Source organism: Methylobrevis pamukkalensis, from assembly GCF_001720135.1.
GTDB classification, from domain to species: domain Bacteria; phylum Pseudomonadota; class Alphaproteobacteria; order Rhizobiales; family Pleomorphomonadaceae; genus Methylobrevis; species Methylobrevis pamukkalensis.
The window spans coordinates 1-13,977 of record NZ_MCRJ01000113.1 but is presented as its reverse complement, the minus strand read 5'-3'; the positions used below and the strand labels follow the sequence as shown (position 1 = coordinate 13,977).

Annotated in this window: 11 protein-coding genes and 2 pseudogenes; 3 read left to right on the top strand and 10 right to left on the bottom strand. The window is 67.8% G+C overall.

Annotated features, from left to right (window positions below):
• The first annotated feature begins 133 nt into the window (after positions 1-133).
• Complete coding sequence (locus A6302_RS16390; RefSeq protein ID WP_069307941.1) at positions 134-475, top strand: GIY-YIG nuclease family protein; 342 nt, start codon at positions 134-136, stop codon at positions 473-475.
• A gap of 43 nt (positions 476-518) precedes the next feature.
• On the opposite strand, the gene A6302_RS16385 is transcribed toward A6302_RS16390, so the two are convergent.
• From A6302_RS16385 to A6302_RS16360, 6 genes and pseudogenes are all read right to left on the bottom strand, one after another.
• Positions 519-1,394 carry a carbohydrate ABC transporter permease gene (locus tag A6302_RS16385; protein ID WP_245294109.1) on the bottom strand — a complete coding sequence of 292 codons (876 nt, stop codon included), beginning with the start codon at positions 1,392-1,394 and terminating at the stop codon, positions 519-521.
• The gene (locus A6302_RS16380) at positions 1,394-2,263 is read right to left on the bottom strand and encodes a carbohydrate ABC transporter permease (protein ID WP_069307940.1); all 870 of its coding nucleotides are present in this window, start codon (positions 2,261-2,263) and stop codon (positions 1,394-1,396) included. Before A6302_RS16380 ends, A6302_RS16385 begins: the two co-directional genes overlap by 1 nt.
• A 5-nt stretch (positions 2,264-2,268) precedes the next feature.
• Positions 2,269-3,347, bottom strand: a pseudogene (locus tag A6302_RS16375) (ABC transporter ATP-binding protein).
• A gap of 11 nt (positions 3,348-3,358) precedes the next feature.
• Complete coding sequence (locus A6302_RS16370) at positions 3,359-4,435, bottom strand: ABC transporter ATP-binding protein (protein ID WP_069307939.1); 1,077 nt, start codon at positions 4,433-4,435, stop codon at positions 3,359-3,361.
• A gap of 10 nt (positions 4,436-4,445) precedes the next feature.
• Positions 4,446-5,963, bottom strand: coding sequence for a glycerol-3-phosphate dehydrogenase (glpD, locus tag A6302_RS16365; RefSeq protein WP_069307938.1), 1,518 nt, complete (start codon positions 5,961-5,963; stop codon positions 4,446-4,448).
• Between the two features lie 258 nt (positions 5,964-6,221).
• Positions 6,222-7,004, bottom strand: coding sequence for a DeoR/GlpR family DNA-binding transcription regulator (locus A6302_RS16360; RefSeq protein ID WP_069307937.1), 783 nt, complete (start codon positions 7,002-7,004; stop codon positions 6,222-6,224).
• Positions 7,005-7,211: 207 nt separating this feature from the next.
• On the opposite strand from A6302_RS16360, the gene A6302_RS16355 reads away from it, so the two are divergent.
• Positions 7,212-8,003, top strand: a complete 792-nt coding sequence (locus A6302_RS16355) for an SDR family NAD(P)-dependent oxidoreductase (RefSeq protein ID WP_069307942.1) — start codon at positions 7,212-7,214, stop codon at positions 8,001-8,003.
• A 232-nt stretch (positions 8,004-8,235) separates the two neighbouring features.
• Here the strand turns inward: A6302_RS16355 and A6302_RS16350 are convergent.
• The 4 genes and pseudogenes from A6302_RS16350 to A6302_RS16340 form a co-directional block, all read right to left on the bottom strand.
• A pseudogene (locus tag A6302_RS16350) lies at positions 8,236-9,486 on the bottom strand (NAD(P)/FAD-dependent oxidoreductase).
• A gap of 988 nt (positions 9,487-10,474) precedes the next feature.
• The gene (locus A6302_RS24745; RefSeq protein ID WP_245294110.1) at positions 10,475-10,732 is read right to left on the bottom strand and encodes a glycosyltransferase; all 258 of its coding nucleotides are present in this window, start codon (positions 10,730-10,732) and stop codon (positions 10,475-10,477) included.
• On the bottom strand, positions 10,693-11,832 hold the full coding sequence (locus A6302_RS16345; protein ID WP_245294108.1) for a glycosyltransferase: 1,140 nt from the start codon (positions 11,830-11,832) through the stop codon (positions 10,693-10,695). Before A6302_RS16345 ends, A6302_RS24745 begins: the two co-directional genes overlap by 40 nt.
• 100 nt (positions 11,833-11,932) lie before the next feature.
• Entirely contained in the window at positions 11,933-12,922 is a 990-nt protein-coding gene (locus A6302_RS16340) for a hypothetical protein (RefSeq protein ID WP_069307936.1), read from the bottom strand.
• Between the two features lie 168 nt (positions 12,923-13,090).
• Here A6302_RS16340 and A6302_RS16335 point away from each other — a divergent pair.
• Positions 13,091-13,977: tetratricopeptide repeat protein (locus A6302_RS16335; protein ID WP_141703862.1), on the top strand; the 887-nt coding region annotated here is incomplete at its 3' end.

Here is a 13,977-nt window from a genome sequence, read left to right as displayed (position 1 = left end):
CCCTCATCCTGAGGAGGCCCGCAGGGCCGTCTCGAAGGACGAGGGGTCGGCCCCGGCGAATGCCGATCGATTTACGAAGCCGGCGGACGGACGCTATAGTTGTAGAACCCTGCTGCGAAGACGAAGCCAGATCATGGACTTCACCGTCTACATGCTCCTGTGCGCCGACGGATCCTACTACACCGGCCTTACCCGGCAGAACGTGGAGGCCCGCGTCTGGGAACACAACAACCTGCCAGGCGAGGCCAGCTTCACGGCTCGGCGACGTCCGGTGGCTCTCGTCTTCTGCGAGAGCTTCGAACGGGCGACCGAAGCGATTGCTCGTGAGCGGCAGATCAAGGGCTGGTCCCGACGCAAAAAGGAAGCGTTGATCGAGGGGCGCTACAGCGACCTTCCCGATCTGGCCCGACGCGGCCGGAATGAGGGGGCGCTCCCCCCGTCCTTCGAGACGGCCCTGCGGGCCTCCTCGGGATGAGGGGATGGATCGGCGTTCTGGCGCGAGGGATGTCCAAACCCCATCACACCCTCCCGAGGGCAAAGCCCTTGGCGATGTAGTTGCGCACGAACCAGATCACGAGCGCGCCGGGGATGATGGTCAGGACGCCGGCGGCGGCGAGCACGCCCCAGTCCATGCCGGAGGCCGAGACGGTGCGGGTCATGATCGCCGAGATCGGCTTGGCGGCGGTGGTGGTCAGCGTGCGGGCGATCAGCAGTTCCACCCAAGAGAACATGAAGCAGAAGAAGCAGGCGACGCCGATGCCGGACGCGATCAGCGGCATGAAGATCTTCACGAAGAAGCGCGGGAAGGAGTAGCCGTCGATGTAGGCGGTCTCGTCGATCTCCTTGGGCACACCCGACATGAAGCCTTCCAGGATCCACACCGCGAGCGGCACGTTGAACAGGCAGTGCGCCAGCGCCACGGCGATGTGGGTGTCGATCAGGCCGAAGGCCGAATAGAGCTGGAAGAAGGGCAGGGCGAACACCGCCGGCGGCGCCATGCGGTTGGTCAGCAGCCAGAAGAACAGGTGCTTGTCGCCGAGGAAGCGGTAGCGCGAGAAGGCGTAGGCCGCCGGCAGGGCCACCGCCACCGAGATCCCCGTGTTCAGTGCCACGTAGATGATCGAGTTGATGTAGCCGTTGTACCACGACGGATCGGTGAAGATCACCTCGTAGTTGCGGAAGGTGAAGTTCTCCGGCCACAGCGTGAAGCGCGACTGGATCTCCTCGTTGGTCTTGAAGCTCATGTTGACGAGCCAGTAGATCGGCAGCATGAGGAACAGGATGTAGGTCGCCGGGATCAGCGGCGCGAAGCGGGCCGATCCCCGGCTGTTGCCGGCGACGGAGGCGCGGGCCCGGCGCGTCGGAACGGCGATGGTGCTGGTGACGTCGGACATCAGCGCTCTCCCTCTCCGTAGTTGGTCATCACCGTGTAGAACACCCACGACAGCAGGAGGACGATGAGGAAGTAGACGATCGACATCGCCGCGGCGGGACCGAGGTCGAACTGGCCGATGGCCATCTTCACGAGGTCGATCGACAGGAAGGTGGTGGAGTTGCCCGGTCCGCCGCCGGTGACGACGAAGGGCTCGGTGTAGATCATGAAGCTGTCCATGAAGCGCAGCAGCACGGCGATCAGCAGCACCCGGTGCATCTTCGGCAGCTGGAGGTAGCGGAACACGGCCCAGCGCGAGGCGCCGTCGATCCGGGCCGCCTGGTAGTAGGCCTCCGGGATCGACACGAGGCCGGCGTAGCAGAGCAGCACCACGAGGCTGGTCCAGTGCCAGACGTCCATCACGATCACCGTGGCCCAGGCGGCGAAGGGATCGCGGGTGTAGTTGTAGTCGATGCCGAGGTCGGTCAGCGCGCGGCCGAGCAGGCCGATGTCGGAGCGCCCGAAGATCTGCCAGATGGTGCCGACCACGTTCCACGGGATCAGCAGCGGCAGCGCCATGGTGACGAGGCAGAGCGGCACGCCCCAGCCGGTCTTCGGCATCGACAGGGCGATGACGATGCCGAGCGGCACCTCGATGGCGAGGATGATCAGCGAGAAGGCGAGGTTGCGCCACAGCGCGTCATAGAAGCGGTCCGAGCCGAGCAGTTCGGAGAACCATTCGGTTCCGGCCCAGAAGAACTCGTTGTTGCCGAAGGTGTCCTGCACCGAATAGTTCACGACCGTCATCAGCGGGATCACCGCGCTGAAGGCCACCAGCAGCAGCACCGGCAGCACCATGAACCAGGCCTTGTTGTTCCAGGTCTTCTCCATGGCAGTCAGCTCCTCGCGATCGCGGGTTCGACGAGATGGGCGCCGGCGTAGACGTTGAGGCGGCCCGGATCGAAGGTGCGCGCGGCTCGGCCGGGATCGACCGGCCCTCCGGCACGATGGCGTTGCGTCGAGGCGCCGAGGCTGCCGCGCAGGATCCGGTAGCGGCCGATGTCGTCCACGGTCTTGACCGTCACCGGCAGGCCGGCGGCGTCGTCGGTGAGGCGCACGAATTCCGGACGGATGCCGATTTCGGCCTTGCCGGTCACGGGCGCATAGTCGCCGCCAAGGGCGATGCGGTGCCCGGCGACGGTGGCGAAGCGCCGCGCACCTCGGCCGGCAGCACGTTCATGCCCGGCGAGCCGATGAAATAGCCGACGAAGGTGTGGCGCGGCTTCTCGAACAGCTCCTCGGGCGTGCCGACCTGCACCACCTCGCCGTCATACATGACGACGACCTTGTCGGCGAAGGTCAGGGCCTCGGTCTGGTCGTGGGTCACGTAGATCATCGTGAAGCCGAAGCGCTTGTGCAGCTGTTTCAGCTGCGAGCGCAGCACCCACTTCATGTGCGGGTCGATGACCGTGAGCGGCTCGTCGAACAGGATTGCGTTGACGTCGTGGCGCACGAGGCCGCGGCCGAGCGAGATCTTCTGCTTCTCGTCGGCGGTGAGGCCGCGCGCCTTGCGGGTCGCCTTGTCCTGGAGGCCGAGCATCTCGATGGTCTCGGCGACGCGGCGGCGGATGTCCGGCTCGGCCATGCCGCGGTTCTTCAGCGGGAAGGCGAGATTCTCGGCCACCGTCATCGTGTCGTAGATCACGGGAAACTGGAACACCTGCGCGATGTTGCGCTGCTCGGTCGGCAGCAGCGTCACGTCGGTCGCGCCGAAGCGGACGTGACCGTGCGACGGCGTCAGCAGGCCGGAGATGATGTTGAGCAGCGTGGTCTTGCCGCAGCCGGACGGGCCGAGCAGCGCATAGGCCCCGCCGTCGTCCCAGGTCTGGTGCACTTCCTTCAGCGCGAAGTCGGCCGGCACCTTCGGGTCCGGATGGTAGGAATGGGCGATATGGTCGAGGTCGATACGGGCCACGGCGCGTCCCCTCACATGGCAGGCGGCGCGGCGACGAGCCGGCCGGCGGTGTCGAAGACGAAGAAGCGGTCGGGGTCGAGATAGACGGGCACGCGCTCGTCCACCTCCAGATTGCGCACGCCATGGGCCAGCGCGACCCATCGCTCGGCGGCAAAGTCGACGTGGACGAAGCTCTCCGAGCCGGAGATCTCGGTGACGGCCACCGGCACGCGCAGCTCCACCGCGGCGGGGCCCGGGCGGTCGAGATAGAGGTGATGCGGCCGGAAGCCGATGGTGTAGTCGCCATCGGCAAGGCCGGTCGCGGCGCCCGGCACCGGCACGTGAACGCCTTCGCCGAGCACGAGGTTGCCGCCGGCCTTGCGCACCGACAGGCTGTTGAGCGGCGGATCGGAGAAGGTCATGGCGGTGAGGAGGTCGACCGGCCGGCTGAAGACCTCGATGGTCGGCCCGAACTGGGTGACGCGGCCCTTCGACAGCGCCGCCGTATGGCCGCCGAGCAGCAGGGCCTCGGACGGTTCGGTGGTCGCGTAGACGAAGATCGCGCCGGTGGCCGCGAAGATCTTCGGCAGTTCGGCGCGCAGTTCCTCGCGCAGCTTGTAGTCGAGGTTGGCGAGCGGCTCGTCGAGCAGGACGAGGCTCGCGCCCTTGACCACCGCCCGGGCGAGCGCGGTGCGCTGCTGCTGGCCGCCGGAGAGATTGAGCGGGGTGCGGGCGAGATAGGGCGTCAGCCGCAGGAGCTCGGCGGCCTCGCGCACCTTGCGCTCGATCTCGGCGGCGGGAACGCCGGCGATGCGCAGCGGCGAGGCGATGTTCTCGTAGACCGTCAGCGAGGGGTAGTTGATGAACTGCTGGTAGACCATGGCGACGTTGCGCCGGCGCACGGGCACGCCGACCACGCTCTCCCCGTCGATCAGGATGTCGCCGGCGGTCGGCGCGTCGAGGCCGGCCATCAGCCGCATCAGGCTGGTCTTGCCCGAAAGCGTCGGCCCCAGCAGCACGTTGAGCGAGCCCTTCTCGAGACGCAGCGACACGTTCTCGATGTGAGTCTCGGCGCCGACGCGCTTGCTGACGTTCTTCAGTTCCAGCATCTGTCCTCCCCTACTCCGCCGCGCGCGGGGTGAAGTAGTTTGCGGCGTTGGCACGCATCCAGTCGTCGAGTGCGCCGGCCTCGGCCTGTGTCAGCCGCAGGCCGAGCTTGGAGCGGCGCCACAGCACGTCCTCGGCCGTCCGCGCCCATTCCTGCGTCATCAGATAGACGACCTCCACGGCATGGAGGTCGGCGCCGAAGCAGCGGCCGAGCGCGGCCGACGACGTCACGCCCGACAGCATCGCAAAAGCGCGGGTGCCGTACTGGCGCACCAGCCGGCGGGCGTGGCCGGTCTCGATGAACGGGTGCGACGCCTGCAGCCGGGCGACCTCCGCGTCATAGCCGTCCACGGCAAAGTCGCCGCCGGGCAGTGTCGAGGCGGCGGTCCACTTCGGCCCGCGCGCGCCGATCAGCTGCTCGATCTTCTCCAGCATCGTCTCGGCGAGGCGGCGGTAGGTGGTGATCTTGCCGCCGAAGATGTTGACGAGCGGCGCGCCGGCCGCTTCGTCGACCTTCAGCACGTAGTCGCGGGTCGCCTCCTGGGCCTTCGACGCGCCGTCGTCATAGAGCGGCCGCACGCCCGAATAGGTCCAGACCACGTCGTCCGCATGCACAGGGGCTGCGAAATACTCGCTCGCCGCCGCGCAGAGATAGTCGATCTCCGGCTGGGTGATCGCGACGTGGGCCGGGTCGCCGTCATAGTCGCGGTCGGTGGTGCCGATCAGCGTGAAGTCGTCCTCGTAGGGAATGGCAAAGACGATCCGGCCGTCGGAATTCTGGAAGATGTAGCAGCGGTCATGCTCGAACAGGCGGCGCACGACGATGTGGCTGCCCTGGACGAGGCGGACGTTGCTCGCCCGGTTGCTGCCGAGCGCCCGCGACAGCACCTTGTCGACCCACGGGCCGGCGGCGTTGACCAGCAGGCGGGCCGACACGGTCTCGGTCGTGCCGGTGTCGCGGTCGCGCACGTCGATCTGCCAGCCGTCCTGGGTGCGGCGGGCGGCGACGACTTCGGCGCGGGTGAGGATGCGGGCGCCGCGGTCGGCGGCGTCGCGGGCGTTGAGGACGACGAGCCGGGCGTCGTTCACCCAGCAGTCGGAATATTCGAAGGCCCTGCCGAACAGCGGCTTCAGCGGCTTGCCGGCCGGATCGGTCTCAAGATCGATCGTGCGGGTGGCCGGCAGCTTCCGGCGTCCGCCGATGTGGTCGTAGAGGAAGAGGCCGAGCCGCAGCAGCCAGGCCGGACGCAGGCCCTTGTGGTGGGGCAGGATGAAGCGCAGCGGCCAGATGATGTGCGGCGCCTGCGCCCACAGCACCTCGCGCTCCATCAGCGCCTCACGGACGAGGCGGAATTCGTAATGTTCGAGATAGCGCAGGCCGCCGTGGATCAGCTTCGTGGAGCCGGAGGAGGTGCCGCTCGCAAAGTCGTTCATCTCGGCAAGGCACACGGAATAGCCGCGCCCGGCGGCATCTCGCGCGATGCCGCAGCCGTTGATGCCCCCGCCAATGACGAAGATGTCGTGGATCACCCGAGCCTCCCTGTGCGATCCGCCCGTCGGAAAGCCTGCGCTTCCCCTGGCGACGCGCAACGGTCGTTTGGCCGTCTTTTCCGGAAAAGCTGCTGCGACGCAACAAATCCGAACGCGTTCAACCGTTTCAGTGAAGCTATTGCGAACGGATAACGAAAGTCAATCGAAAAAGAATCGAAAAAACTGACGTGGTGATCGAGGGCGGCAGGCGGTGGGCGGCAAGGGCGGGACTGCGGAACGGACGAGCGCCGGAGGGCGTCAGACGTCGGCCGGCTCGCCGGGCAGGGCGGCCTCGATCAGCGTCACGTCGTTGTCGTGGGCGATCTTGCGGATCGTGCGCACGGTGCAGCGGTCGGTGACGAAGGTGTTCACCTGCGACAGATGGCCGATCCGCACCGGCGCGGTGCGTTCGAACTTGGTCGAGTCGGCGACGAGGATCACGTGGCGGGCATTGGCGATGATCGCCTGCGCCACCTTCACCTCGCGAAAGTCATAGTCGAGCAGCGCGCCGTCGTCGTCGATCGCCGAGGCGCCGATCACCGCATAGTCCACCTTGAACTGGCGGATGAAATCCACCGCCGCCTCGCCGACGATGCCGCCGTCGGCGGTGCGCACGACGCCGCCGGCAATCACCACCTCGAAGCCGGGATGGACCCGCATCACGTTCGCGACGTTGATGTTGTTGGTGATGACCATCAGTCCGCGATGCTGCAGCAGCGCGTGGGCGACGGCTTCGGTGGTGGTGCCGATGTTGATGAACAGCGAGGCCTCGTCCGGCACGAGCCGTGCGGCGCAGCGGCCGATCGAGGCCTTCTCGTCGGCGGCGAGGGTGCGGCGGGCGCCGTATTCCATGTTCTCGATGCCGGACTGGCTGACGGCCCCGCCATGGACCCGGGCCAGCAGCTTGCGCTCGCACAGTTCGTTGAGATCGCGGCGGATGGTCTGCGGCGTCACGTCGAAGCGCGTGGCCAGTTCCTCCACGCCGACGCGGCCGACGCGGCGGGCAAGATCGAGAATCTCGGCCTGGCGGGGGATCAGCATGCGCGATTTCCGGTCGGGTGTTTTCGTTTGACAGAAAAACGAAAATATCGCCTGATCGCCGCCAAGTCACGTGAAAACAGACGTCATGCATATGGCGCGAACGCGCAGAGGGAGAAGCCGATGACGGTGCTCGACGAACCGGAGCGGACCGGACCGGACCTGATCGATCTGGACGAGACCGACCTCGAGGAAACCGGGACGGCGATCATGGCCGCCTCCGTCGCCCCGGCCTTTGCGCCGGACCTGTTCCTCGGCCGGCGGATCGTGGTCACGGGGGCCGCCCGCGGCATCGGCGCGGCGGTGGCGCGCGGCCTGCTCGATCTCGGCGCCGAGGTCTGCGCCCACGCCGGCCGGGTGATGCCGGCGGCCGACGACGATCTGTTCGCGGACCTGCCCGAGGCGCAGCGCGCCCGCCTGCAGGTGGTGGCGGCGGATCTCTCGACCCTCGACGGCGTGGAGACCTTCCTTGCCGCGGTGATCGAGCGGATGCCGGCGATCGACGGCCTCGTCAACAACGCCGGCACCATGATCGGCCGCATTCCGGCGACGGAGACGGACGCGGCCGCCTATGCCCGCGTCGTCGATCTCAATGCCCGCTCGGTGGTGCTCGTCACCCACGGCCTGCTGCCGCTCCTCACCGACGGCGCGTCGATCGTCAACACCACGTCGATCTCGGCCCGCACCGGCGGCAGCCCCGGCTCCTCGCTCTACAGCGCGGCCAAGGCCTTCGTTGCCACCTACACCCGCAGTCTGGCCAAGGAACTGGGCCCGCGCCGCATCCGCGTCAACGCGGTGTCCCCCGGCACGATCGACACCGCCTTCCACGAACGCTACTCCAGCCGCGAGAAGCTGGCGGCGACGGCAAAGGCGATCCCGCTGGAGCGGCTGGGCACGCCGCAGGACTGCGCGGGCGCGTATCTCTATCTGCTGGCGAACGAACTGTCCGGCTACGTGACCGGGCAGAGCCTTGAGGTGAATGGCGGGCAGCTGCTGGCTTGAGGGGGATTTCGTCTGGCGCCGGATTTGAGGATGGGCCGCGGCCCCCTCTCCCTGTCCCTCCCCCTCCAGGGGGAGGGGACGATGAAGGGGAAGTTTTCGGAACTCCGCCACGTTTCGCCGAAACGGAACTCTGATTTTGAGAGACCTGTCCGCCTGCGTCCCTCCCCCTGGAGGGGGAGGGACAGGGAGAGCGGGGGAGCCACACCGGAAGCGCTTGCTCCGGACAACCCTCTCACCCCAGAAACCGCTCCGGCCGATACGGCGCCGGATCGATCACCGGCTTGGCGCCGGTCATCATCTCGCGAGCAGCCGGCCGTGATCGGGCCGAGCGTCAGGCCGTGGTGGGCATGACCGAAGGCGAACCAGAGGCCGTCGTGCTGGGGCGCCTTGCCGATCACCGGCATCATGTCCGGCGTGCAGGGCCGCGAGCCCATCCACGGCTCCAGATCCACCCGCTCGCCGAGCGGGAAGAAGTCGCGCGCGACCTTCTCGGCGCGCTCCAGCTGCACCGGCGTTTTGGGCGCGTCGCGGCGGGCAAATTCCGCGCCTGTGGTGAGGCGGATGCCGCGCTGCATCGGCGCGAGGAAATAGCCGCGCTCGGTGTCGAGCACCCAGTTGTTGAGCACGGCCCCGTCCTTCGGGCGATAGTGCATGTGATAGCCGCGCTTGACCGCCAGCGGAAAGCGGTAGCCGAGCTTGCGCGTCACCGTATCGGCCCAGGGCCCGAGCGCGACGACCACGTCGGTGGCCTCCACGGGCCCCTCCGGGGTCGCCACCCGCCAGCCCTTGGCCGACAGCATCGCCTCGACGGTGGCGGCATCGCCGGACATCACCGTGCCGCCAAGTTTCTCGAACAGCGCCACATAGGCCCGCACCAGGCTGTAGGGATCGCGGATCGACCACGGATCGGACCAGCGCAACCCGCCTGCCAGGCCGCCGACCAGCGCCGGCTCTGCCGCGGCAACTTCGGCGCCGGTCAGCTTGACGTGGTTGACGCGGAAGTCGGCGGTGAGCCGGTCGGCCTCGCGGAAGGCATCGTCGCGGGCCCGGTCGCTGCGGAACACCTTCATCCAGCCGTTCTTGGCGATGAGATTGCCGGCGCGGCCTCCTCGATCAGCCCGGCATGCTCCTCGATCGACTTCTCGATCAGCGGCGCATAGAGCCGCGCGATCTGGTCGTGGCGCGTCACGCCGGAGTGCCACCAGTATTTCAGCAGGAACGGCACGAGGCCGGGCAGGGCGGTCGGATGGTAGTGCGCGTCGATGGTGTTGTTCAGCGCGTAGCGGAACAGCGCCCCGAAATCATGCGGGAAGCCGTAGGGATAGACGCCTTCGCGCTGGATCAGGCCGGCGTTGCCGTAGGAGGTCTCCTCTCCGGGCCGGCGCCGGTCGATCAGGGTGACTCCGAGGCCGCGCTTCACCAGATGGAGGGCGGCGGACACGCCGACGATGCCCGCCCCCAGAACGATGACGTCCGTCTTCATGCCTCGATGCGCTCCCCGTGCCCGCCGATGCGCGAACGCCCGGCGGGCGAGCATAGGATCGCTGCAGCGCGGCAACAAGCCCGCCGAAGAGCTTAGTCCGGGGCGAGGCCGGCGAGGTAGAGGTCGCGCTCGGCGATCCAGAGGTCGCCGAAGTCGACGTGCTGCCACTCCTCGACCACGGCCCGCCGTTGGTGTAGTGGATGGCCGAGGGCACGTAGTCGGGCCTCGGATACTCGCCCTCGAGGAAGTTCCAGGTGAGCGGCAGCGCGCCGATCAGCGCGTCGTCCGGAATCCACGAGAAGCGGTGAAGATGGGCGGGTGTCGCGGTGTTGATCAGCTGCGGCGTCAGCGCCTGCACATGCGGGCTCGACCCGTTGAACAGGATCATCGACGACCAGTTCTTGCGCGGATAGACGGTCTGCTGCTTGCCGTCCATCTTCTGGGTCTTCGAGGGCGTGTAGTCGTGCTGGACCACATAGGCCGCCTTGTCGTCGTCGAGCATGTCGAACAGGGCATGGACGTCGGCGGTGTAGAGGAAGTCGCAGTCGACGAACATCGACCAGCCGTCGTGGGCGCCGAGATAGGGCGTCAGGAAGCGGGTGAGCGAGAATTCGGTGGAGGCCATGGCGTCGACCGGGCGGGTGTAGAGGCCGAGCTCGCGCAGCGACGACTGCTTCAGCGGATGAATCTCGATCGGGCGGCTGGCGTGGCGCAGGATGGAATGCCGGCAGACCTGCCAGGCGATGTCCTCGCGGCTGTCGTAGCCGACGTAGATCTTGCGGATACCTGTCATGTTCGGAAATCCTCGTTGTCCGTTACCGGAACAGCCGTCTGCCCGTCCCAAACCGCCGAACCCGCTCCATCCCTGGAATAATTCTCAACAACGTTGAAAAACAGGGATTTAGCCGGAACCTAGCGCCCGGCCGCCCCGGCGGCAAACGTATTTTCCCCGATCGTCCCGGTCCTTTCGGACAGGCTCGGGCATGGATCAGGCGAATTTGCGGTAGAGGTCGGCGAGACGGGCGTCATAGGCCGCATTGGAGAACTTCGCCGCCTGTGCCGTGCCCGCCTGTGCGTAGTGGTCGCGCAGGTCGGCATCGGCCTCGAAGCGGCGGATCGCCCCGGCGATCGCCGGCACGTCATAGGGGTCGACCATCAGCGCCGCGTCGCCCGCCACCTCCGGCGTCGAGCCCTTGGTGCTGGTGATCACCGGGGTGCCGAGCTGCATCGCCTCGAGGATCGGCAGGCCGAAGCCTCGTAGAGCGAGGGAAACAGCACGCCCTTGGCGCAGCGGATCATCGAGACCAGCTGATGGAACGGCAGATACTCGATCCGCATCACCTGCGAACGGGTGAAGCGCGTCAGCGTCGGGTCGAAGGGCTTGCGCAGGCCGCTGCCGCCCTTGCGCAGCCGCTGCTGCATCTCGATGTCGTTGATCCCGGCCGGATCGAGCAGCTTCAGGTCGTCGGCGTTCTTCCACACCAGCGCGCCGACGATGACCAGCGGGGTCTTCACGCCGCTGGCAAGATAGGCCTCGATCAGCCGTCCGACATTCTTCTTCGGCTCGATGGCGCCGAAGAACAGGTAGTAGTCGCGGTCGCCGAGCCCGAACAGGTTGGAGATCTCGCCGGCGACCTCGTCGCGGTCGCGCGTGACCAGCGCCTGCGGCAGGTCGACCGCCTGATAGGTGTTGGTGACCTTGTCCTCCGGCACGCCGAGCAGGTCGACGATGTCGCGCTTCGACGTCTCCGACACGGTGACGATGTGGTCGGCGTCCTTCGCGATCGCCGAGACGATGCTGTGGAACTCGCGCTTGTTGTCGAGCGTGGCATAGGGCAGGCGCAGCGGCACGAGGTCGTGGATCGTGTAGATGTTGGCGGCGCCCTTCAGCTTCACCGGCATCGGATAGGTCCAGTGGGCGACGCGGGCCGGCTGCGGATAGCTGACCTCCAGAAAGCGCCGGTGCACCCGGAGGTGCCACTTGGAAAAGTAGAACAGGTCCGGGACGTTGAAGATCCGGTCGAAATGCGGCATCCGCGACCGCAGGCCGTCGCTGACCACCTTGCCGTCGACCGGCACCTCGTAGGCGGACACGCCGAAGCGCGAGGTCGCCAGCCGGCTCACCACCTCGCGGGTCTTGATCGCCTTCACCGACGGATCGAAGAAGTCGACCTCCGACAGAAGCCCGCCGCGGGCGCCGGTGCCCGAGCGGATGCCGTAGAGCACGTCCACCGGCGCACCGAGCGCGCCGAGGCGCTGCGTCAGGTTGCGGGTGTAGGTGGCGATGCCCGTGCCCTTCTGGAGCGCAAGGTTGTAGCCGTCGACCATGATGCGGGGAAGGGTCATGTCGCTCCTTGTAAGGCGAGGCGATGCCCGGAGAAACCGGGCGGGGTGACGCCGGCGGCCCGTTCCGGTGCCGGTGCCGGTTCTGGCCGCTGCCGCCGCGTCAGGACTGGACCTTGCGCCGCTCGGCCGCGCGGACCTTGAGCGCGGCGACCTGTTCGCGAAGCTGCACGATCTCGTCGGAAAAGGCGCCGATGAGGATTTCCATCTGCTGCCGGTTCAGGGTGAACGTGTCGGCCGGGAATTTCTCGCCCTCCGCGATGTCGCGGCGATAGTGCTCGGCGGCTGGCAGGCAGGCGTTGACCTCGTCGATATACGGCTTGAGGCGTTCGAAGGCGAGCGTCTGGTTCTCGACGCTCGGCCGGATGTCGCTCGACCGGATGTCCGGCGCCTTCTCGCACAGCGGATCCGACCACAGATGTCCCGAATTCCCGAGCCGCTCGTTGATGATCTTCTGGATCTCGAGTTCCGAATGGGTCATCGAGCGGTTGACGTTGTCGAAGGCCGGCAGGGCCAGGGTGCCCTCGGGAAGTCCGAGCCAGTCGCTGACGATCCGCAGAATCTCCTTGCGATGGCGGGAGTAGTTGAAGACCGTGACCTCCGCGAGATCGCTGGCGGCAACGATGTCGAGGAAGTCGCGCACCAGCTGCGGATGGCCGTAGCGGCGCGCGAAGCGGCCGGTCGACATGGTCGCGCCGCTGCGTTTCACGCGCTGCTGATAGGACGAGCAGAGGTGGTCGATCGGATCGCGGATGAACAGCAGGATGCGGATCCGGTCGACGGCAAAGGTGTTGGCCAGCGCCTCCAGCGTCAGCGTCTCGCCCTTGCGTCCGAAGAAACGGCCGAACAGCAGTTCGCTGCTGAAGAAGATCCGGGCCTCCGGCGCGTCCGTGTCGGCGCCCGCACTCATCGCCTCCTCGAGACGCATGATGTTGCCGGAGGTTATGCCGCCGTTGGCCGCCCGCTCCATGTTGTGCGGCACCGGATAGGTGATGCCATGCTGCATCAGCGCCGAGACGCTGCGGGCAAGCGCGGATTCGATGTAGCTCGACCCGGTCTTGTCGTGGCCGACGTGGAGCAGCAGTTCCCGCATTCTCTGTCCTGCGCTTCGGGCCGGCGCCCGGTCGTCGCCGGGGCAACCCTTCGCCGGAGGCGCCGGACAGGGCCCTGTTCCGTGTGACAACATCCACATTTTGCACTATCACGCAACAGGGCCGGCGCCGCGAGCCGGATCTGCGCGGCCCGTTCGTTCGGGGGATGGATGGACGCCGAAGACGCCGCGAAGACCGATGCCGCCACCCGCCGCGGGTTCGATCCGCTCGCCCTCGTGCGCAGGCCGTTCGCGGCGATGCGGATCTCGAAGCTGATGAAGGCGGCGAAGGCGGCCCGGGCACGGGGCCGGCTCGACGACGCGACCGCGCTCCACCGCCAGATCGTCGCCCTCGATCCGACGCGCTGGCGCAATCTCGTCCTGCTCGGCAACATGCTGAAGGACACCGCCCGCTACGCCGAGGCCGAGGAGGTCTACCGCGACGCGCTGCGGCGCGCGCCGGGCGAAGCCAACATCCACCTGCAGCTCGGCCATCTCCTGAAGCTCGCCGGCCGGCGCCAGGAGGCGATGGCCGCCTACGAGCGGGCAGCGGCGCTGTCGCCGTCGTCGCCCGCCCACGAGGAGCTGCGCGGCGCCGGCATCGCCGACCATCAGGCCGCCGCCTTCGAACGGGCGCTCGCCTCCGGGGCGCCCGAGGCGCTTGCCGCTGCAACGGCAGCGCTGGAAGACGTACGCGGCCAGATCGACCGGCTGCTGCGCGCATTGCCCGAGGTCGCGGCGCGATCCTCGGTGCCGGTCGCGCTGGCGCATCGCTTCGCGGAGCTTCACCACGTGCCGCCGCCGCCGATGGTGGCCGGCACGCCGGTCGCCGTCACGGTGGTGGTCCTTGCCGATGCCGTCGATCTCGACGGCTTCCATCGCCTGCTCAACAGCGTGCTCGGACAGACCCACCCGCACTGGCGTCTCGTCGCGGTCGGCGCTGCACCGGCGCCGCGCGCCGCGCTGGAGCGGATCGCGCTCGCCGAGCCGCGCCTCTGCTGGCTGGAGCGCGCGGCGGGCGAAAGCGATGCGGCGGCCGAACGGCGCGCCGCCGAAGC